General features: G+C 55.5%; 21 protein-coding genes. 9 read left to right on the top strand and 12 right to left on the bottom strand.

The genetic code is table 11. The features are described 5' to 3' along the window. The first annotated feature begins 52 nt into the window (after positions 1 to 52). Together HOO88_02035 and HOO88_02030 are read left to right on the top strand one after the other, a co-directional pair. A complete protein-coding gene (locus HOO88_02035) occupies positions 53 to 715 on the top strand; it encodes a hypothetical protein (GenBank protein NOU35546.1) in 663 nt (220 codons plus the stop codon). Next, positions 712 to 990, top strand: coding sequence for an acylphosphatase (locus HOO88_02030; GenBank protein ID NOU35545.1), 279 nt, complete (start codon positions 712 to 714; stop codon positions 988 to 990). Before HOO88_02035 ends, HOO88_02030 begins: the two co-directional genes overlap by 4 nt. A 71-nt stretch (positions 991 to 1,061) precedes the next feature. On the opposite strand, the gene HOO88_02025 is transcribed toward HOO88_02030, so the two are convergent. The 11 genes from HOO88_02025 to HOO88_01975 all read right to left on the bottom strand — a co-directional run bounded on the left by HOO88_02025 (position 1,062) and on the right by HOO88_01975 (position 10,815). Beyond that, positions 1,062 to 1,748 (bottom strand): NTP transferase domain-containing protein, encoded by a 687-nt coding sequence (locus HOO88_02025; GenBank protein ID NOU35544.1) that lies wholly within the window; start codon positions 1,746 to 1,748, stop codon positions 1,062 to 1,064. Between the two features lie 142 nt (positions 1,749 to 1,890). Beyond that, on the bottom strand, positions 1,891 to 2,811 hold the full coding sequence (locus HOO88_02020; GenBank protein ID NOU35543.1) for a sugar kinase: 921 nt from the start codon (positions 2,809 to 2,811) through the stop codon (positions 1,891 to 1,893). Between the two features lie 8 nt (positions 2,812 to 2,819). Then, positions 2,820 to 3,353 carry an alkaline shock response membrane anchor protein AmaP gene (gene amaP / locus HOO88_02015; GenBank protein ID NOU35542.1) on the bottom strand — a complete coding sequence of 178 codons (534 nt, stop codon included), beginning with the start codon at positions 3,351 to 3,353 and terminating at the stop codon, positions 2,820 to 2,822. After that, on the bottom strand, positions 3,350 to 3,778 hold the full coding sequence (locus HOO88_02010; protein ID NOU35541.1) for an Asp23/Gls24 family envelope stress response protein: 429 nt from the start codon (positions 3,776 to 3,778) through the stop codon (positions 3,350 to 3,352). The genes amaP and HOO88_02010 overlap by 4 nt, the downstream gene beginning before the upstream one ends. Before the next feature lie 15 nt (positions 3,779 to 3,793). Further along, positions 3,794 to 5,158 carry an acetyl-CoA carboxylase biotin carboxylase subunit gene (accC, locus tag HOO88_02005; GenBank protein ID NOU35540.1) on the bottom strand — a complete coding sequence of 455 codons (1,365 nt, stop codon included), beginning with the start codon at positions 5,156 to 5,158 and terminating at the stop codon, positions 3,794 to 3,796. A gap of 47 nt (positions 5,159 to 5,205) precedes the next feature. Beyond that, entirely contained in the window at positions 5,206 to 5,664 is a 459-nt protein-coding gene (gene accB / locus HOO88_02000; protein NOU35539.1) for an acetyl-CoA carboxylase biotin carboxyl carrier protein, read from the bottom strand. Between the two features lie 45 nt (positions 5,665 to 5,709). Further along, on the bottom strand, positions 5,710 to 6,216 hold the full coding sequence (gene ruvC, locus HOO88_01995; GenBank protein ID NOU35538.1) for a crossover junction endodeoxyribonuclease RuvC: 507 nt from the start codon (positions 6,214 to 6,216) through the stop codon (positions 5,710 to 5,712). After that, positions 6,213 to 6,962: a YebC/PmpR family DNA-binding transcriptional regulator gene (locus HOO88_01990; protein ID NOU35537.1), complete on the bottom strand. Its 750-nt coding sequence runs from the start codon at positions 6,960 to 6,962 to the stop codon at positions 6,213 to 6,215. The genes ruvC and HOO88_01990 overlap by 4 nt, the downstream gene beginning before the upstream one ends. Positions 6,963 to 7,168: 206 nt before the next feature. Then, positions 7,169 to 8,074 (bottom strand): hypothetical protein, encoded by a 906-nt coding sequence (locus HOO88_01985; GenBank protein ID NOU35536.1) that lies wholly within the window; start codon positions 8,072 to 8,074, stop codon positions 7,169 to 7,171. A gap of 172 nt (positions 8,075 to 8,246) precedes the next feature. After that, positions 8,247 to 10,292, bottom strand: a complete 2,046-nt coding sequence (locus HOO88_01980; protein NOU35535.1) for an elongation factor G — start codon at positions 10,290 to 10,292, stop codon at positions 8,247 to 8,249. Positions 10,293 to 10,464: 172 nt separating this feature from the next. After that, positions 10,465 to 10,815 (bottom strand): hypothetical protein, encoded by a 351-nt coding sequence (locus tag HOO88_01975; GenBank protein ID NOU35534.1) that lies wholly within the window; start codon positions 10,813 to 10,815, stop codon positions 10,465 to 10,467. Positions 10,816 to 10,981: 166 nt separating this feature from the next. On the opposite strand from HOO88_01975, the gene mutS reads away from it, so the two are divergent. Both mutS and HOO88_01965 read left to right on the top strand, forming a co-directional pair. After that, the gene (gene mutS, locus HOO88_01970) at positions 10,982 to 13,471 is read left to right on the top strand and encodes a DNA mismatch repair protein MutS (protein NOU35533.1); all 2,490 of its coding nucleotides are present in this window, start codon (positions 10,982 to 10,984) and stop codon (positions 13,469 to 13,471) included. Between the two features lie 81 nt (positions 13,472 to 13,552). Further along, a complete protein-coding gene (locus HOO88_01965) occupies positions 13,553 to 15,574 on the top strand; it encodes a hypothetical protein (GenBank protein NOU35532.1) in 2,022 nt (673 codons plus the stop codon). A gap of 48 nt (positions 15,575 to 15,622) precedes the next feature. Here HOO88_01965 and HOO88_01960 read toward each other — a convergent pair whose 3' ends face one another. Next, a complete protein-coding gene (locus HOO88_01960) occupies positions 15,623 to 16,783 on the bottom strand; it encodes a family 10 glycosylhydrolase (protein NOU35531.1) in 1,161 nt (386 codons plus the stop codon). 118 nt (positions 16,784 to 16,901) lie between these two features. Here HOO88_01960 and HOO88_01955 point away from each other — a divergent pair, with 118 nt between their 5' ends. The 5 genes from HOO88_01955 (at position 16,902) to HOO88_01935 (ending at position 21,191) form a co-directional block, all read left to right on the top strand. Beyond that, complete coding sequence (locus HOO88_01955) at positions 16,902 to 17,651, top strand: biopolymer transporter ExbB (protein NOU35530.1); 750 nt, start codon at positions 16,902 to 16,904, stop codon at positions 17,649 to 17,651. Between the two features lie 11 nt (positions 17,652 to 17,662). After that, complete coding sequence (locus HOO88_01950) at positions 17,663 to 18,079, top strand: biopolymer transporter ExbD (GenBank protein ID NOU35529.1); 417 nt, start codon at positions 17,663 to 17,665, stop codon at positions 18,077 to 18,079. A gap of 132 nt (positions 18,080 to 18,211) precedes the next feature. Further along, positions 18,212 to 18,937: a cell envelope integrity protein TolA gene (locus HOO88_01945; protein ID NOU35528.1), complete on the top strand. Its 726-nt coding sequence runs from the start codon at positions 18,212 to 18,214 to the stop codon at positions 18,935 to 18,937. Between the two features lie 40 nt (positions 18,938 to 18,977). After that, the gene (locus HOO88_01940) at positions 18,978 to 19,922 is read left to right on the top strand and encodes a hypothetical protein (GenBank protein ID NOU35527.1); all 945 of its coding nucleotides are present in this window, start codon (positions 18,978 to 18,980) and stop codon (positions 19,920 to 19,922) included. Between the two features lie 66 nt (positions 19,923 to 19,988). Beyond that, positions 19,989 to 21,191, top strand: a complete 1,203-nt coding sequence (locus HOO88_01935) for a biopolymer transporter Tol (protein NOU35526.1) — start codon at positions 19,989 to 19,991, stop codon at positions 21,189 to 21,191. Positions 21,192 to 21,196 lie beyond the last annotated feature (5 nt).

Here is a 21,196-nt window from a genome sequence, read left to right as displayed (position 1 = left end):
TTCCCAGCACTGACAACTTAAGTGTGCCACATGCAATAAGGGAGGATGATCAATGGACATACCTGAAACTGCTGAACGATTTGTCGCTTTCTTCGACATTATGGGATTTAAAGACCTCGTTTACCGGAATGATCATAAAGAGGTCCAAAAAATCATGGCTCGGGTTTGCAAAACCGTAGCAAGCCTCGAGAAATTTAGAGGCGACGTACTGAAAAATATTGCCCCGCCCATTATGTTTTCCGATTCCATTATTTTTGTTTCTCACGGCAATACACCAGAAGATGCCGATGATCTTCTCCTTACAGCGACCTACTTATTGTGCGAAATGCTTGTAGCTCGTGTTCCAATCAAAGGCGCGCTCGCATACGGCTTATTTACTGCAGATTTTGAAAAATCGAGTTTTTTTGGTCGCCCTCTAGTAGACGCCTGCCTGCTAGCTGAAGAAATGCACTTTTATGGAGCCATCCTCCATCACAGTGTTGAACCACACCTCCCGCCTCATAAAGAAAAGAGTGATAACATTGCGTTGACGCTGCGCGCCCCAGTACCGATGAAAGGAGGGCCGGTGACACATTCCTATGCTGATTGGCGTCATTTCATGAAAGATGGTCAAACGCAAGAATCTGTTCTGGAGCCTTTCTACTCAACTGTATCAGGAAGCACACGCCGATATGTGGACAACACTATTGGTGTTTATACCCCTGTTAAAAAATGATTCCTCAGCGAATAACTGTACGGTATGAAGGCTGGGTGCAGGGCGTCGGGTTCCGGTACACGGCGGTAAGTCTGGCGCAGGACTTGGATGTAACCGGCTGGGTGAAGAATGAGTTCGATGGCGGCGTGTCAGTGGTGGCGGAAGGCGCGGAAGAGTCGCTGATGGAGCTTTTGCAGGCGATCCGCCGGTCGAACCTCGGAAAATACATCACCACCGAACTCGTCCGCCGGTCGGCGGCAACCGGTGAATTTAAAGGTTTTACCGTCGCACATTGACGGTTTCCCAGCAAGGCAACCGGGACGGTTGCGGTACGTATCGCCGACGTCCCGTCGGCCTTGTGCGGAAGTTATGGCGTGCGGCGTGCGACACTGAGGATGGCAGAAGCGACTTGCAGATCGTCCGGCGTGCGGATTTTCATGTTGCCGGTCGAACCAGCCACCAAATGAACTTCCTGTTTCCCCTTCGCCAGCAGTTCGGAATCGTCATCAATCAACTTGCCAGAGCCTTTGAGCATCTTCCTGAACACGTCGATTTTATAAACCTGCGGGCTTTGCACCAGCCAGACGCTGTTACGATCGACCGATTTGGTAACCTTCTGCCCTTTTTCGGCGAACTTAACTGCTTCGGGACTCTTCACGGCGGCGATGGCGGCACCGTAGCGTTTGCCGGCTTTGATGGTTTCGGCGACCACTTCGTCGGTTACAAACGGACGGGTGGCTTCATGAATCAATACTGCGGTTGCTTCTTCCGGAATTTTTTCCAGCGCGTTCTTCAGGTTCGTCAAACGGATCGGCCCGCCAGCAACGATGGCAGAAATTTTGCGGCAGCCGAAGGAGCGAACGGTATGCAATGCGCTGTCCACGCGCTCTTTGCGAACGACCAGTACGATTCCTTCGATGAGCGGATTCTGTTCCAGTGTTTGAATGGAACGCGCGACGATCGGCCGGGAACCGAGTGTGAGAAATGCCACATCGATGCCTGCTCCAATTTCCTGATCCTTACCGCATGCTAGAACAATCGCCCATGCTGACATATCTTACGCTCCTTCCGGGTTTGCACAAATGCAACCAGCGAGACGGCAGGAATTTAACAAGACAATGATGGACTGTCAAATGCGGCGGGGCTTTTGAGGCATTTAAAATGACCGAAAAAGCTCTGGAAGCCGGAATGATCCGTTAGTCTATGCGGCACATTGACTTAAGCTGGTCAGCGCGGAGGTCAATCTGCTTCCGGTCAAGGGCTGCCAGACGTTCCAGACTGAACTCTTCGACGCCAAAGGCGGCGGTGACGCTTCCGTAGAGCATGGCGCGGCGGATTGCCGGCTCATCCGTTCCGCCGGATTCGGCCAGCGCGCCCATCAATCCGCCGGCAAAGGTATCGCCCGCGCCGGTCGGATCTTTGAAGTCCGCCAGCGGAAACGCGTGCAGCAGAAAGATTCCGTTTTTGGAAAACAGCATACTGCCGCTGGCCCCTTTTTTGATCAGGACAAAACGCGGCCCCATCGCGAGCAATGCGTTGGCGGCATCCATGAGCGAATGTTCGCCGGTGAAAAGGCGCGCTTCGGATTCGTTAAGCGTGAGCATGTCGCACTTACCGACAACCTGAACCAGTTTTTCGCGGGCAATGTTGATCCAAAGATCCATGGTGTCGATCAGAACAAACTTCGGCGAGTGCACCTGCTCAAGAACATGAAGCTGGAGTTCCGGCGCGATATTACCGAGAAAAAGGTACGGCGCGTCACGGTAGGCTTCCGGCAGTTCCGGCGTAAAGCGCTCGAAAACATTCAGCTCGGTGAGAAGCGTACGGCGGTTGTCCATGTTGGCTTCATAGACGCCGGACCAGCGGAAGGTTTTGCCTTCTTCGGTCTGAAGCCCGGCCAGATCAATCCCCATCTTTTCCCAGAGATCGCGGTGCTCGGATGGAAAGTCGGTGCCGACGACGCCAACCATGCCGGTTTTGACAAAGAACGAGGCGGCGGCACAGGCGTAGCTGACGGAGCCGCCGAGAATTTCGACGCGTTTTTCGCGGGGCGTTTCGATGGTGTCAATTCCGATGGAACCGACGATAACCAATTGGGGAGCGTTGTTTTTCTTCATGGGATTAATTAGCGGCGGGAAGGCCGCGGCGTTCCGACAATTTCCTGAATGCGTACTTTGACTTCCTTCACTTCAAGAATACCCAGACTGTCCTGCATCCCTTCGCGAACCCGGTTCTGAAGAGCTTGAGAGAATTCCGGGATGCGGACGCCTGTCTGGACTTTCACATCCAGATCGACACTGATGGCGTCTTTTTCGGAGCGGATTTTCGGGTCGATACCGACCACGGCACCGAATTCATCGCCGAGCTTGCGGATAAAATCACGCACGGCACTGACGCTAATGGATACCGCGCCGTTGCCGGAATCGAAGGAGATGTAGCGCGCCTTCTGGCGACGAGGAGCGAAGGTGATGAGGTAGAGCATGGCAAGCAGTATGATCACACCGCCGATACCAGTCGTTTTGATACTCTGAAGCGGTGGCAGGACGTCAAACAGACTTATCGTTACACCAGGAATGTTCGCATGAACCAGTGCACCGCCCAGCGCGGCAAAAAGAAACCAGATCACCAGTCCGGAAAGTACATGAAGAAACTTTGTCATTTCACACCTCCTTCTGCCGAATCCTTCACCGCGCGGCGAATACTCTGCACCGAAATATTAACCGCCTGCACCCGCTTGCCGGTCAGCTCTTCGATCGACTTGCGGACTTCGAGCTGAAGTTTTCCGCAAACCTCGGGAATATAAACGCCGTACTCAAGCACGGCGGTCAGTTCGACGATGATGGTATTTTCCGACTCAACGGCGACGCGAACGCCGCGATCGCGGTGGCGTTTACCGATGATATCAACCAGCTCGTCAACCAGCGTTCCGGAAAGCTCCACCACGCCGGGAACACGGTTGGCCGCTTCATGAGCGATGACGGCGATGACGTTGTTGTGAATCTGTACCGTGCCAAGACCGGCATCTTCGGATTTTTCTTCCGGAATCGGCCAGTTCCTGGAAAAAGGAACGTTTCGCTCACTCATCGCCGCACCTCCCTGCTACCGGTCTACCATGAAATTTTCATGCATGAATTTTTCGAGGAAAGCGGTGTTGTACTCGCCGCGCCGGAAACGGTTATCCATCAGCAGCGCCATGCCGACCGGTACCGTGGTGTGCGGGCCGTTGATAGTGAACTCTTCCAGCGCGCGGTGCAGGCGGTTCAGCGCCTCTTCGCGATTGGCTCCGCGGGCGATGATTTTGGCAATCATGCTGTCGTAGTAAGGCGAAATGGTGTAGCCGCTGTAAACGTGCGAATCAATCCGGATGCCGGGGCCGCCGGGGAAATGCACCGCTTCGACTTTACCGGGGGACGGAGTGAAGTTCTTATAGGGATCCTCGGCGTTCACACGGAATTCGATGGCGTGGTAGCGCACTTTTACATCGTCCTGCGTGAACGAAAGCTTTCTGCCCGCAGCGACCAGAATCTGTTCCTTAACCAGGTCGATCCCCGTCACTTCTTCACTGACGGTATGTTCCACCTGAATACGGGTATTCATTTCCATGAAGTAAAACTTCTTGGCCTTTTCGTCGTAAAGAAATTCCAGCGTTCCGGCACTGTTGTAGCCGACCGACTTGGCGGCTTTGACACCGGCTTCACCGAGTGCCTTACGCTCGTCGGGCGTGAGCACCGGACAGGGCGACTCTTCCACCAGCTTCTGGTGGCGGCGCTGAATACTGCAATCGCGCTCGCCAAGATGCACCACGTTGCCGTGCTTGTCGCCGATCACCTGCACTTCAACGTGCCGGGCGGACTCAATGTATTTTTCCATAAACACATCGGGATTCCCGAAAGCACTTCCGGCTTCGGCGCTGGCCATCATAAATCCCTGCGCCAGACTGACGTCGTTATGCGCCACGCGCATTCCTTTTCCGCCGCCGCCAGCCACCGCTTTAATCAGAACCGGATAACCCATTTTATGAGCCAGCGCCAGCGCCTCTTCCTTCGTGGCGAGAATTCCGTCGCTGCCGGGAGTAATCGGTACACCGGCGGCTTTCATCGTATCGCGGGCAATCGCCTTGTCGCCCATCTTGCGGATCACTTCCGGATCCGGCCCGATGAAGGTGATATTGCAGTCCCGGCAGATTTCGGCGAAGTGCGCGTTTTCGGCCAGAAAGCCGTAACCCGGATGAATGGCATCCACATCGGCCACCTCGGCGGCGCTGATGATATTTGCCATTTTCAGATAACTGGATGTCGCGGAAGCCGGACCGATACAAATGGCCTCATCAGCCATCTGAACGTGGAGAGATTCCGCGTCGGCCTCGGAATAAACCGCGACCGACTTGATTCCCAGCTCTTTGCAGGCCCGGATAATCCGCAGCGCAATTTCGCCGCGATTGGCAATCAGTATTTTTTCAAACATAGAAAATCCCGTGATTCAGGTGTCAGATTCAGCCGGTGCTATTTCGACTAAGCCGGTTCGACGAGGAAAAGCGGCTGGCCGAACTGCACGGGTGTGGCGTTATCGACCAGAATCTTTTTGATCTTACCCTTCACTTCGGACTGGATCTCGTTCATCACCTTCATCGCTTCGATGATGCAAACGACCGTTTCGGCGGATACGTCCTGCCCGATCTGAACGAACGAGTCGGAATCCGGGGACGGTGAGCGGTAGAACGTTCCAACCATTGGAGATTTAATGGCAACCAGCCCGGCATCAGCGTCGGCAGTCGGAACGGCGGCGGGAGCTGAAACCGGAGCGGCAGCGACCGGAGCGGCCATCATCTGTTGCGGAGCGGAAACGATCTGGGTGATGCCCGCGGTACCGCGTTTGAGCTGCAGGGTAAAAGCTTCTTCTTCGAGCAAAAATTCAGCGAGGTCGTTCTCGGTCATCATCTCGACGATCTTCTTGATTTCCTTGAGTTCCATCTGGTCGTTCTCCTTTTGTTTTTTAAACAGGGCACGCAAACTACATTAAACCGGTTTTGAACGCAAGGCTTCCGGCAGGCCGCGTTGGTGGGCGTGGCAGATGGCCGCCGCAAGCGCATCGGCGGCATCGTCTTGCGGAATTTCTGCCAGCCCCAGCAGACGCGCCACCATCTTGGCAACCTGATCTTTGGTGGCGGCTCCGGCTCCGACCGTCGCCTGCTTGATTGAGCGCGGCGAATATTCATAAACCGGAAGATTACGCAAGGCACAGGCCGCCAGCACGACGCCGCGCGCCTGGCCGAGAATCATCGCCGTTTTGGCGTTCTTGGCAAAAAAAGCACCTTCAATAACGGCTTCATCGGGGGAAAACTCTGTAATCAGCTTATCGACTTCGCGGTGAATCGCCGCCAGACAGCCGGTGTGCGACAAAGCGGCTTTATTGTGAATCCGCCCGTATGCCAAAGCCCGCATTTGCTGGCCCGACACCTCAATCACCGCCACGCCGGACGAGCGCAGTGAGGTATCGACCCCTAGAATGCGGACTTTATTCATTCCATTTCCGCCAGAATGGCGTCGTCGATTTCAAACGCGCCGTACACATTCTGAACATCGTCGAGTTCGTTCAGCGCATCAATCAGCTTCATCACCTTCTGCGCCTGTTCTTTATCCTTAATATCCGTCGGCATCTCGGGAAGCATCGTCAGCTCCGATGAAGCCGTCGCAATACCCGCTTTCGTCAGGGCTTCGGACACAGCGGAATAATCGGCAAACGCCGTCAAAACTTCGAACTGGTCGCCGTCGCGCCGCATATCTTCAGCTCCGGCTTCCAGCACGATATTCATCAGCGAATCTTCATCAATCCCGGCGGCATCAATATAAATCTGTCCTTTGCGCTGGAAACTGCGGCTAACGGCTCCCTGCTGAGCCAGACTGGCGCCGTTCTTGGTGAACGCATTACGAATTTCGGAAGCCGCGCGGTTCTTGTTATCAGTCAACGCCTGCACAAGAATGCCGACTCCGCCCGGAGCATAGGCTTCATACATCAGCTCTTCCAGTGATCCGCCTTCCAGCTCGCCGGTACCTTTCTTAATGGCGCGGTCGATATTGTCCTTGGGCATATTCACGGACTTGGCTTTGCCGATCAGCATGCGCAACGTGATATTGCCGGACGGATCGCCGCCGCCAATACGCGCCGACACCGTCATTTCCTTGGCGATCTTGCTGAACGCTTTACCGCGGGCGGCATCCGCCTTGCCCTTTTTGATCTTAATATTCGCCCACTTACTATGACCTGACATGAAACTCTCCCGCTAAACCATAAAATTGCCGTCCGTCCTCCGGACACCGGAAGCGCACCTTATACACAACCATCGGAGTGAAATAAACCGTTTTTTACCGCTTCCGGCGCCCCTCCTCCCATCCTGCTTCGCTCTCCTTCACAGAACCCTTTCTTAATCCGGCTGTACCGGTTACGGGAACTCAAGTCCTGTTTTGCATAAAAAATTCAGTTTATTTCTGATTGGGCAATCCAGGCACACCACGTATTCATTGCGTTGCATTGCGCCCCCGTCAGTGCGGGCGGCGAACTGCAATCGGGATAAGGCGTAAGAATCAGAAGGCGGCCTTGCGCACAGAGATCGTAATATCGCCCGGATGGCTTGTAACCGTCAGGGAACCCTCCGGCCTTCATAAGAATCACGTCACCGCGACCGGCATCAAGAATGGCCGACACCACCGCCTTTTCGCCGGATGAAATAAAGGGCGAAATCACCACCGCGCCGCGTGCGGCCTGATCAACAAACGATTTGCACAAGCCCTCAATGTCTGCCGGAGAAGCCCGCCGCGAAACCCGAAGGCTGATGATCTCCGGACGGTCGAGCAGAAAGCGGTTGCCATACCCGTTCCATATAGGCTCCGGCGGCAACCGGGAATGCCGCAGATGATTGACCCGGATAAAGAGATCCGGATGCTCTTTTCGCAGACAATACCGGCGCGGATTGTCGCAAAGATAATGCGTATACGCCTTCAGCGCCCCTTTGCGCCAGACACACAGATCATGATAACCCGGATTCCAGACCGCAAGAGACGGGTTTTCATATTTCTTTCGCAACGCACTGGTCACCTGCGATTTGAAGGCACGCAGCGGCACGCCCACGCTGTGTGCCATGCGTTCCGTCACGCGCACAATTCCGTGCAGGTGATCGGGCATAATCACCAGCGTCGAAAGAGTCAGCTCCGGATAGGTTTTGGGCATGGCATGCCACAGGTTGTAAACCAGCCAGCCATCCTCATTCAGCGTCGAGAGGTTATCTGCGCAGGCAGAAAAAAGTGGACGGCGGCTGAGCGTCGTCATCGTAATCATGTAAAAAGCCGGTGCACGGTAATCCTGAAAAGAATTGCGGTGGTTCACGTGTTCTTCCCTGCCGGAGGCGTTAACGCCCGTCTTTTGACTGAATATCCCGTCGCACTTTCGTGTTCACACGAACCAGACCCGGCGTTCATCCGCCCAATCTGCTTCACGGAACCCTCCGCGAATTATCCCAAGGGCTGGAAGAATCTCTTCCAACCCCTGGAAAATCAGATTAATCCTCGACGGCGACTTTGTCTTTCTGGGCGGCGGCGATGATTTTCTGGGCGATGCTGGCGGCGACCTGTTCGTAGCGGGCGAAGGTCAGCTCGAACGAGCCGCGTCCGCCGGTGACGGAGCGCAGTTCAGAACAGAATTTGAAGGTTTCGACCTGCGGCACTTCGGCGGTGATAACCTGCATCCCTTCGTCCACGCCCATGCCGAGAATCCGGCCGCGCTTGGTGTTGAGGATGCCGGTGATGTCGCCCATGTACTCGTCGGGCACGGTGATGGCGATGGTCATGATCGGTTCCAGCAGAACCGGCCGCGCTTTTTCGATCGCTTCGTGCAGGGCGCGCGAACCGGCGATTTTGAAAGCGACTTCGGACGAGTCCACGTCGTGGTAGGAGCCGTCGTAGAGTTCCACTTTTAGATTACTGACTTCGGAACCGACGAGCGGGCCTTTGGCCATTCCTTCCAGAAAACCTTTCTGGCAGGCGGGAATGAAGTTATGAGGAATGGTTCCGCCGACGACTTTATTGGCGAACCATTCGTTATCGCCCGGCGCGCGCGGATGAACCCGCACAAAACATTCGCCGTACTGGCCGCGTCCGCCGGACTGCTTTTTGTGCTTATAGTGCCCTTCGCCGGTTCCGGTGATGGTTTCGCGGTAAGCGACTTTCGGCGTGTGGTGGGTGATGTCCACTTTACTGCGGTTCCGGATATGCTCGAGCGTGACGTCGAGGTGCATATCGCCCATACCCCACAGCAGGGTTTCGCGGGTCTCCGTGTTGCGCTCGACGCGGATGGACGGATCTTCGTCCGCCGCGCGGTGCAGTGCCGTGCCGATTTTGTCTTCGTCGCCTTTGGTCTTGGGTTCGACGGCGTAGGCGGAAACCGGATGCGGAAATTCAATCGGTTTGAACGTAATTTTTTCCGTCGTCGCACAGAGCGTGTCGTTCAGGAAAGTGTTTTTCAGCTTCGGTAGCGCAATGATATCCCCTGCCTTGGCCTCCAGACAGTCAGTCGATTTTTTACCGTTGATGTAAAAAATACTGCCGATGCGTTCCTTTTCGCCTTTGGTGGCGTTGAGCACTTCGGAGTTGGGCGTAAGTTTGCCGCGATAGACGCGCACAAAGCTGAGCTGGCCGGTAAACGCATCGTTGACCGAGCGCCAGACGAGTCCGGCGAACGGCTGGTCTTCGCCGGTGGCGACTTCGTGGCCGTCGGCGCATTTGACCGGATAATCTTCCGGCGACGGGAAAAGGCGGCTGATGGAATCCATCGTTTCCTTCACGCCGATTTTCGTTTTGGCCGAGCAGGCGAACACCGGAATCAGGTGCGCTTCGTGTACCGATTCGCGCAGGCCGTGCGAGAATTCGTCGGCAGTGAGTTCTTCGCCGTTAAAATATTTTTCCATCAGCTTGTCGTTGGTCTCGGCGGCCAGCTCGATCAGATGGTCGCGGATCGCCTTCACCGTGGCCGCCATATCGGCGGGCACGGCATCGGTCGGCATGTCGAGAATATCGACTTCAGATTTTCCGTCGGTCGTCGGCAAAACGACCGGCACACAGCGGATGTCGCCCCACATGGCTTTAACGGCAGCCAACGCTTTTTCAAAACTGGCTTCCGGCTTGTCGAGACCGGTGATGACGACACCGCGCGGCAGATTGCGCTTCTCGCATATTTTCCACGCGCGGTTGGTGCCGACCTGAATGCCGGAAACGGCATCGACCACGATCAGCGCGGCGTCGGTGATTTCGGCGGCGGCCATTTGCTGGCCGACGAAGTCGGCGTAGCCGGGAGTGTCAATAACGACGAAGCGGCGCTGTTTGCCGCTGGCGGCGGTATAAACGCCGTCGAAGGGTTTCGCCCAGATCGAAATTTCGTGTTCCTGCTCTTCCGGCGTCCAGTCGGCCATGCTGGTTTTATCGTCCACGGAGCCGGCCCGCTCATTGGTTCCAAGGATATTGAGCATCACATCCAGCAGGGACGTCTTGCCGCTGCCCGTGTGGCCCATCAGTGCAAAATTGCGGACACCTGAGATTGGAATACCCTTCATCGCAACTCTCCTTGGATTTAATTTTTAGTCAAAACCGGCTCCGCACACAAAGCGCGGCGCATGAGGATGCCAAGGTACACGGCTTTGCAAATGGCCGCAATTAATTTTCCGAACCTTGGAAATAAAAAACGCCCCGCGGATGCGGGGCGTTGTCTGGAACTAAATGTTCCGGTTATTTCTTGGCGGCGAGCTCCTTGGCATAAGCTGCCATCTGGTCTTTCAGCTTGCCGACTGATGTGGTGATTTTGTTCATGTCGCCCTTGAGGGTCTTGGCTTTTTCGCCCATCAGTTCGGTCAGCGGAATATCTTTAACCTTTGCCGCGAGGGCTTCGAGTTCTTTGCCTTTTTCAGCAATAGCGGCGTCATATTTCGCCACCATCTTCTGCAGATCGGCCTGCGTCATCTTCTGCGCATCAGCCGCAACCTGGCTGACCGGCTTGTTTTCATCAATACCGCTTCCACCGCATCCAGTGAGCATCGCAACCAGCATCAACCCGGCAAGTAATCCGTAACGCTTCTTCATGAACCCTCCGTTTCCGGCAGGCGCACCATGCCCCCGCCAACTGCTCCGCATTCTAAACAGGAAATTCTTTTCTGCAACCTCAAATCCTGACCTTCCAACTTGGATTTACCAAACATTGAAAAAACTTCCAGACATTGGAAGCCTGCTTTGTTAGCTTGTGCGGGCTATGGCAGAAAAAAGCACACCGATGATGGATCAGTACCGGCGCATCCGCCGTGAACTGCCGGAAAACACCCTGCTCTTCTTCCGCCTCGGCGATTTTTACGAAATGTTCATGGAGGATGCCAAGGAAGCGGCGCGCATCCTGGACATCACGCTAACCAAACGCCATGACATTCCGATGTGCGGAATTCCCTATCATGCCGCCGAAGGCTACCTCGCCCAGCTGATCGACGCGGGAAAAAAAGTCGCTATCTGCGAACAAGTTGAAAATCCCGCCACCGCCAAAGGGATTGTAAAGCGCGAGATTACCCGCGTGGTGACGCCCGGAACGATTCTCGACGAAACGTCGCTCGACCGCACCAGGAACAATTATCTCGCGGGCCTTGTTCGCGACGGCGGGCGTTTCGGCCTCGCCATGCTCGACCTTTCGACCGGCGCGTTCTGGATCGAAGAGTCGGCCAGCGCCGACGCGCTCTCCGGAAATCTGGCGCGCTACGCACCGCAGGAATGCATCGTCGCCGAAGCGGCGGCGGACGATCCGGAAATTCAGGCCGTCATCGGCCGGACGCTCAAAACTGTCGGCGAAGACTGGACGTTTGAATCCGCCAGCGCGGAAGATGTTTTGCTGCGCCACTTCAAGGTGCATTCGCTGAAAGGGTTCGGCTGCGAAAACTCGCCGCTCGGACTGCGCGCCGCCGGTGCGGTGCTTTATTACGTAAATACCGGACTGCGCCGGAATCTTTCTCACGTCCGGCGCATTCAGGTTAAAAATCCGGACGACTATCTTCTGCTCGATGAAACGACGGTGATGAATCTGGAGCTGGTCGCGCCGCTCAATCCGGCGCGGCAAGGTCCGAAGTCCACGCTGCTTTCCGTACTGGATACGACCCGCACCGCGATGGGCGCGCGAATGCTGCGCGACTGGATTGTCCGCCCGCTCCGCGATCTTTCATCCATCAATGCGCGGCTCGACGCCGTGGAAGCATTCACCGCCAACCGGACACTGCTGGCCGAAGTGCGCGAACTGCTCGGCGAAATGCGCGACCTCGAACGGATTATGTCGCGGCTCGGTTCGGGCGGCGGCAATGCCCGCGACCTGCGCGCCGTCGGCGAATCACTCGACCAACTGCCGAAGCTCAAAAAACTGCTGGCGGCAAACGGAAGTTTTCAAGCACTGGAAAAATCGCTGACCGAACTTCCAGCCATTGGGAAAATGATCGACGAGGCGATCGACGACGAGCCAGCGGTTTCGACCAAAGACGGAGGAATGATCCGGCGCGGCTTTTCGGCGGAACTGGACGAACTGCGCGACGCGGCCGGTAAAGGCAAACAGTGGCTGGCGGAGTTTCAGGCGTCGGAACAGGAACGTACCGGCATCAAGTCGCTCAAGGTGCGCTTCAATCAGGTGTTCGGTTACTTCATCGAGATCACCAACAGCAATCTTGCGATGGTGCCGGAAACCTACACCCGCAAACAGACGATGACCAATGCCGAGCGGTTTATCACGCCGGAGCTGAAGGAATACGAAAATAAAATTCTCGGCGCGCAGGAACGGGCCGTCGCGCTGGAATTCGAACTGTTCACTCAACTCCGCGACGAAGTCGTTAAACACATTGACGAAATTCAGCGCAATGCCCGCGCCGTCGCCGAAGCCGACGTATTGGCGTCCTTCGCCGAAAATGCGCTGACGCGCCGCTATGTAAGACCCGTCATGAGCGACGGCGATGAACTGATCATCCACGATGGCCGCCATGCGGTGGTCGAGCAGATGCCGGACGCCGAGCGGTTCGTGCCGAACGATACAACGCTTAATTGCGCCGACCATCAGCTGATCGTGATTACCGGGCCGAACATGGCGGGCAAATCAACCTATATCCGGCAGGTCGCGCTGATTACGATCATGGCGCACATCGGATCATTCGTTCCGGCGTCGGAAGCGAAGATCGGACTGGTTGACCGCGTTTTCACCCGCGTCGGGGCCAGCGACGATCTGGCGCGCGGACGAAGTACGTTTATGGTGGAGATGCAGGAGACGGCGAATATTCTGAACAACGCGACGCCGAAGAGCCTGATCGTGCTCGACGAGATCGGCCGCGGCACCAGTACGTTCGACGGCATCAGCATCGCATGGTCGGTGGCCGAATTTCTCTGCACAAACCCGGCGGTACGCGCCAAGACGCTGTTTGCAACACATTATCATGAACTGACCGACTTGAGCCTGACGATGCCGGGAGTGCAGAACGCCAGCGTACTGGTGAAAGAGCGCGGCGATCAGATTACTTTCCTGCGTAAGATTGTTCCCGGTGCGGCGGATAAGAGCTACGGCATTCACGTCGCACGGCTGGCGGGACTGCCGCAATCCGTGTTGGAGCGAGCCAACGAAATTCTGCATAACCTTGAAGAAGGCGAATTCGAATCCGAGGGTCTTCCGAAATTGGCTCAACATCGCACCCGGCGCAGAAAAAACGATGATTCACAAATGAACCTTTTCTGAAACGACGGGCTTTCCTGCTTGTAAAAAAGGCTTGAGCTACTAACATTCGCCCCGTTGTTTCAAACAGGGAGTTTTTACTTTATGAGTAACAAGAAATCGCTCGGTCTCGTTCTGGTTGTTCTCGGATTCCTCCTTCTCGCCCTCACCGGCGTACGCACCATCAGCAGTCCGGATATCTTCACGCATATCGCGCTGGGTCAGGCGGGCGGAGTTTCGGCAGATCCTCTTTCGTACACCATGAGCAGTCAGCCGTGGATCGATATGAACCCGCTCTACAACAGCATGGTTTCCTTCTTCTGGAATCTGGGCGGAGCCGGACTCGTCACACTGGTTCATGTTCTGGCCCTGCTGGCGGCTTTCATCATGATGCTCCGCTTCAGCAAAGAATGGGGCGGCCCGGTAAGCCAAGGGCTGGCGCTGCTTCTTTGCGCACGCCTGCTGGTTCCGGTATTCAACCCCGGCCCGGGCATATTCTTTATGCTTTTCTCCGCGCTGTTTTTAACCCTGCTCTATCGCGTTAAGAACTTCAACCTGCTGGCCGTTCTTCTCATGGTGCTGCAAATCCTCTGGACCAACATTCACCCCTCTTTTCTGTTTGGCCCTGCGCTGATCCTCTTTTTCGCTTTCGAAAACTGGCAGAAAACCCGCAACGCTTCGCGCACCGCGATGGTCACGCCGCTGACGACCAAGCTCTTCGGCCTTTCCGTTGCCGCATTACTGGTTACTCTGATCAACCCGAACCTGATCAATCTGCACCGCCATATTTTCTCCAACTGGCTGGTGCTGACGGGAAAAGAAAATATCGAGTGGGTATCTCTCTTCGGCCAGTTTTTCTCGCAGGACTTCTTTAACAATCTGACCCGCTTTGCGCTGTTGCTGGGTGCCGGCGGACTGATTACGCTGCAGAAACGACTTCCCACCATGATCACTCTGCTGGCGCTGACAGGCGCAATACTCTCCGTGATCTCTCCCGACATGACGCATCTGTTCGCCTTTCTCGCGTTCCCTTTCATCATATTGAGCTTTAATGCCGTCAGCGAATATCTCTCCCGCACCTTGACCATGGTGTTCAAAACCAGCGATACGATGCTTCACGATGTGCTGACCGTCATCACGCTGATCTTAATCGTCATCTCCACCGGATCGCTGGTCACAAACCGGACCTACACCCACATCGGCAGTGCTTCGCGGTTCGGGCTGGGCATCGAAGACGGCGCATTCCCCGTAGCGGCAGCCGGTATTCTATCGCGCGCCGATTTCCCGAAAAACATTCTGAATATCGCGCACGACGGCGGGTACATCGCTTTGAAGGCTCCGGGCCGGAAAATTTTCTGCGACACCCGCACATCGTTCTACGGAGAAGAATTCTACAAGACACTCGATGCCGCTCTGCGCGGACAGCCGGGCGCGTGGAAAACCATCCTGTCGGACTGGAACCCGCACGCCGTCGTTCTTAACGGATGCTGGCCGGACGCCGGAGCATTGGCCAACCGGTTGATTTCTTCCGGAGTCTGGAAGCTGGTCTATTTTGACGGAGCGACGGTTATCCTGGTTCGCAACCTGCCGGAATATGAAACGCTCATCAAAGATGCATCCATTCAGAGCCAAGGCGTTGCGATTCTCGAAAAATCCCGCACTGACTATCTGGAACAGAGCAAGGGCTTTGTTAAAGCAGGCAACCCGGCCCGGCTGATCGGCGCCGGAGGAATCTATCTGGCGCTCAACCGGCCTCAGGAAGCGCAAAGTTTTTACGAAGCCCTCACTCAAAACAGCCCTAAAATGGCTGGCGCATGGCTTGGCCTTGGACAAAGCCTGATCCTCCAGAAACAGCTCTCCAAAGGTCTGGCCTACATGGAAAAGGCCGCCGATATCACACCTCGCAACGGCCGCGTCTGGATCGGTCTTTTCCAGGCCTATCAGCTGAAAGGTGATGATAACAAAGCCCGCAATGCCGCCGACCAGCTCAACAAGTTCTACAAGGCGGAAAAGGCAACGGTTGAACAGCAGGCCGTTAAGGAACAAAAGAGAGCCTCGACGAAATCAGCCGAGAAACCGGTGCAAAATCCCGGTACGGCCCCCGAGATGCCGACGCAACTGAAATAGCAATCCGGTTCAGAACAGTCAAAACCGCCTCTTTCGGAGGCGGTTTTTTTATTGCCGGACTGTCAGCGACTGCGCCTTCGCCGTTGGACGATGGTTTTCAAACAGGTAGGAATAAGCAAACAGTGCGTAGCCTCGGCACCCGGCTTTGCGCACGGCGGCAATCTGACGGCGGATTTCGGTCGGACTGGCTTTGCAATCGATGCCCACCACCAGTTTCTCGGCAGTCGCGCCGCGACCCAGCGACTTACGGATTTTGCTGAGCCGTTCATCGAAAAGCGGCGCGTTGTAATTCATCGGCACCAGCCAGTCCACCATCTGGTCTTTGGCCCAGCGCCGGCTGTCCTGAAACGCGGAGCCGTACCCTTTATCGAAGTCGGCCAGTACACTGGACGAAACGATGCATTGCGGGCCGCGCTGCGCCTTAAAGGTTTTATTCAAGGCGGCGACAACCTGCGACACGGCATCACGGCGGAATGCGCCCCAATTTCCGCCGAAACGCTGCCGCGCCTGTTCCGTGGAGTACCGGTCATAGGAAAAATCTGACCGCTTGGCGATTTCCGCCGCCGAAGCCCGCGGATAAAGCTGCGGCGCCACGTCTTTGTAGTCGTAAGGGAACCGGATGTAATCGAGATGCAGTCCGGCAATGTCGTAGCGTGCCAGTTCGGCGGCCAGTTGCGTCAGATGCTGGCGGACTTCCGGTAGCGCCGGATTCAGAAAGGAATACCAGCCGCTGGTCGGGCGCATCCGCTGGCCGAGTGAATCGACCATGAACCACTCCGGATGCGCCGTCCAGTTCTGACCCGCCGAGCGCGGCGGCTCCTGCGTGCCCCGCCAGCCGGGCAGCACATTCATGTAGGCGTGCAGACGGATTCCGTTTTTCTTCGCACCGTCCGCCGCGATTTTTAACGGATCCCAGCCGGGATTCCGTCCGGTCGTTGCGGCGTTTTCGCCGGTAAGCTCAAAAGCCCACGGTTCCGTCCGGCTTGGATAGCAAACCGTGCCGTTGCCGCGAATCTGGAAAAAGATATCGGTGAATCCGGCGCGGGCGCAATTGGCGACGATCGCCTCCACATCGGCAGGTTTTTTATAGTCAAACCGCGTCACCCAGATCGCGCGGACTTCCGGCAGATGCGCCGGTGCAGCTCCGGTCAGAAGCAGGGAAATCAGCAGAGGAAAAAGCGTCAGGAGCGCGGTCGGGATTTTTTTCATGCGGCGGAGCATAGTTGATTTTTACGATGTTTGGAAAAAAAACTGTACTGTTTTTCCAAACCTTGGAGAATACGGCAACTTTTCCCCAACGACCGGAAAAGAATGGAGATAATAAATTATGAATGGACTGCTGTCCCCCTTGATGCTGGCCAATATCGGTCTGGCGTTCAGTCAAAGTGAATTGAACGGCAAAGTGATTGTGATTCTACTGGTTCTCATTTCGGTAGGCGCATGGACCGTCATGCTGACCAAGTTCACCCAGTTGCGTGCAGCCCGGCTGGCCAGTAATCGTTTCTTGAAAGTTTTCCGGGAACAGGCCCGTGCAACCAATCTGTTTGTGAAAAAGCAGCGCATGCCCGAAACCCCGCTCGACTCGATTTATGAGGCCGGATGCAAAACGCTGATTGAGCAACTCATTTTAATCGGCGGAAACCGCGACGAAATCCTGCTGGGGCACGTCTATCCGCAAGGACAGCGTCGGCTTGATACGCACCAGATGGATGTCATCCGCGACGCGACGGATTGCGCGCTGGCAGACAAGGCGCTGGAACTGGAAAGCCTCATGGGTCTGCTGGCGACCGCTGTCAGCGTCGGCCCGTTTCTCGGATTATTGGGAACCGTCTGGGGCGTGATGGGAACGTTCAGTGGGATGGCGACGGCCGGCTCTGCCACGCTTTCCGCCGTGGCGCCCGGCATCTCCGGCGCACTGTTGACTACCGTCGCCGGGCTGTTGGTGGCCCTGCCCGCCTCAATCGGCTATGGCCTGCTGGCGACCCGCATCCGCTATCTCTCGGTGCAAATGGATAATTTTTCACAGGAATTCACGGGACGCATTCAGCAGGAATTCATGCTGGATTATTCGAACTAAAGGAGCCGCGTGTGAGAAGGAGAAGAAGAAAAACCAGTCTGATCGCGCTCCGGGAAAACAACGAGATCAACATCACTTCTCTGATGGATATCATCGTTATTCTGCTGTTCGCCTTCATCATCACCATGCCCATCATCGAACAGAGTCTTCCTGTCAACCTGCCGAAGGGAAAGGCTGAGGCAATGGATTTAACACAAAAACACCACACGATTGAACTATCCATCAAAAATGGATTAACGCTGGATGGCGCGGCGATGTCCGTGCAGCGGCTGGAAGAAAAAATGAAAACAATCGGCGCAGCCAATCCGAAAGTCGCAGTTTATGTGCGCGCCGATGAGAAGCTTGATTACGGTCAGGTTGTGGAAGTTATGCGAATTCTGAATGCTGCCGGGATCAAGACCATGAAACTCGTTACACAGGCCGAATAAACGCCGTATAAAAACGTGAAAAATCCCCTAGCAAAAAAAATATTCGGACGGGTTTCCATCGCGCATGGAATTGTAATCCTTCTGACCATTTTTCTACCGCTTTTCCGCGGATGCTTCCATAAACCAAGTCCAATGGTTACGGAGGTTGATACTTCCGGCGCCCCGCCACCCGCGCCTGCACCTGAACCTGAATCTGCGGCGGCTCCCGAACCAAAACCGGAAATTAAATCAAAACCGGAACCGAAGCAGGAAAAGAAGCTGACTCAAAAGCCGGTCATCACCAATACGCCGCCAGCGAAAATCGAAACCAACGCACCGCTCAAAAAAGCGGAAAGTAAAAAACCGGCGGTCACCAACGCACCGCCAAAAGCAAAAACGTTAGAAGACAGGCTGGCCGAAGTACGTAAAAGCGGCAAAGTGATGACCGCTTCCAAAACAAAAACAAGCGCACAAACAAGCGCACAAAACAATCTCGACCGACTCAGGGCAGCTGGGGAAGCACTAAACCGCGAAACTGCCGGCTTAGGAACAGGCCGCGGAGGATCAAGCACCGGATCCGGTTCGGGTTCCGGCGGCGGGATGTACAGTCCGTTCGCCGGCTACTATGACGACATTAAACAGCGCATGTACTCCGTCTGGCCGCAGCCCAACGCTCCAAGAGGCACTACGGCGACCGCAACGATCCGGGTCGAGCGCAATGGAACCGTCTCTTTGAAATCCATCACCCAACGTTCCGGTAATTCGCAATTCGACCAATCGGTACAAAGCGCCCTTAACGCCACTACGCAGCTGCCTCCGCCGCCTTCCGATCCGGATTTCGACCGCACTATTGAGGTTGTATTTGAACTCTCAGACTAAATTGTGTCGCAATTTCACCTCCGTTTGAGACCCTGTCGGCATGAGAAACGGATTCTTATGTGCAGTCGCGGGACTGTCTATATCAGCAGTAGCGTCACAACTTCCGCTTTCAGAGACATTTGAGATTTCAGGCGGCGTCACAAACGGCACAGTTCACGGACAAAACGGCTGGGCGGTCGAGGGGGGAACGGCCACCGTTCAGTCTAGTATTGTTCAGTCCGGCACTCAGGCTCTTGAAATAAGATCCGGAACGGTTACACACGCTCTTTCCAGTAGCGACAATTCATTACAGCTCAGCTTTCAGGCGCGCATCACCGCCAAACCCGACATAGACCCCGCTGTAACAAACACCAATACCAGCGCGGCCTTTTTCATAAATACCAATCTGAATCTAGTGGTGTACAACGGAACAGCCCCCGTGGTGCTGGACACTAAAATATCCACCAACATATGGATCCGCTTCGACGTCCGCTGTGATTACAACACCATGACGTGGGCTTTGGGAGTCAACGGTGTCAATGCGGCAACCAACCTGACGTTGTACTCTGCAAACAACCAGCTGGAGTCTGTTCTGATCGCCAACTACAGCGCCGCACCGGCCTACTTTGATGAACTGACCGCAGAGGATGCCGATGATACCGATAACGACGGCCTGCCGGACTGGTGGGAACAGTATTATTTCGGCGGTATCACCAATGCTATAGCCAATTCCGTTATGTCAAACGGCACGACCTGCATCCAAATGTATATCGCGGGACTGAACCCGGATGACCCGGCAGACCGACTCGCCCTGAATAAAACAACCGGACAAAAGTTCAATTGGACCCGCAAGCCCGGACGGCTGTATGACATCTACTGGAGTTCTAATCTCCTCGCGGGGTTCTCCTGTATTTACCCGGCAGTCTCTGCCAGCGAGTTTGAAGATACCGATGCCGGACGCACTCAAAATGCCTCCGGATTTTACCAGATTCGCGTGCGCAAATAGACGCCAGACAACGTTCCGGAAAATTCCACTTTCATCGGCCACCTTGTTGCGCTAATGATGAGAGCTATGAAAAGGTTTTTATCTCTCTGTCTCTGCCTGATTATTCCCGCGCTGTCAGCTCACGCTCAAGTGAGAGTGGTAAAATCCGCTGATCGCAAAATTACCATTAATCTCTCCGGCCTGCGCACAGCAGGCGATTCCGCTTCACAGACCTTTCTCCAGACTCTGGAAAAAGACCTGCGTCTTTCCGGCTGGCTCGATCCGGTACGCGCTGGCGGTGAAGTCCTCGTGAACGGAACCGCTTCCCCCTCCGGCAACGCACTGAAAGCGGGGTGTCAGGTCGTACGGCTTGGCGATCAGACCACACTGCTTTCCAAAAGCTACGGCGGACAACCGCGCGAAATCGCCCATAAAATGGCGGACGACATTGTAATGGCTGTCACAGGACGTAAAGGGTTTGCCTCGATGAAAATTGTACTGGTCGGCAACCGCACCGGCAAAAAAGAGCTTTACCTTTGTGACGGCGACGGCGGCAATGTGCGCCCGCTCACCGGCGAGGGACGTATTGCGATCGGCCCGAACTGGGGACCGGACGGAAACAGTATCGTTTACACCTCGTACATGCGCGACTTCCCCGACGTCTGCCGAATTTTTGATCTTGGCCGTAACCCGCGGCGCGAAACGCTGGCGAGTTACGGCGGACTGAATACCGGCGCAGCCGTTTCACCAGACGGCAAAGATGTCGCACTGATTCTGTCCAAAGACGGCAACCCGGAACTATACATCAAAAATATCCGTAGCGGGAAACTGACCCGTCTAACCAATTCACCCCGCGCCGCCGAGGCCAGCCCGGACTGGTCGCCAGACGGCCGCCAAATCGTGTATGCCTCCGACCAGAACGGCACCGGCAGGCCTCAGCTCTACATCATCTCCCGCGAAGGCGGCACTCCAAAACGCATCAGCAACCGCGGAACGGAAAATGTCGCGCCCGACTGGGGGCCGAACGGCATGATTGCCTGCGCCAGCCGGACGGGAGGGCAATATGTAATTGCCATCATCCAGCCGTCCAATGGACAAATGTTCTACCTGCCGCTTGACGGGGCCGACTACGAAGACCCTTCCTGGGCTCCGGATGGACGTCATATCGTCGCCGCCCGCACGGTTAAATACCAATCAGCCCTCTACCTCCTTGACACAGTCAGCGACCGTCCGGTAGCTTTACTCCAAGGTAGCGGAAGCTGGTATTCGCCCGCTTGTTCGCCGCAGTAGGAAAA

It is taken from the genome of Kiritimatiellaceae bacterium, from assembly GCA_013141415.1.
Lineage (GTDB): Bacteria > Verrucomicrobiota > Kiritimatiellia > Kiritimatiellales > Tichowtungiaceae > Tichowtungia.
This window is presented reverse-complemented; position numbering and strand designations above follow the sequence as displayed.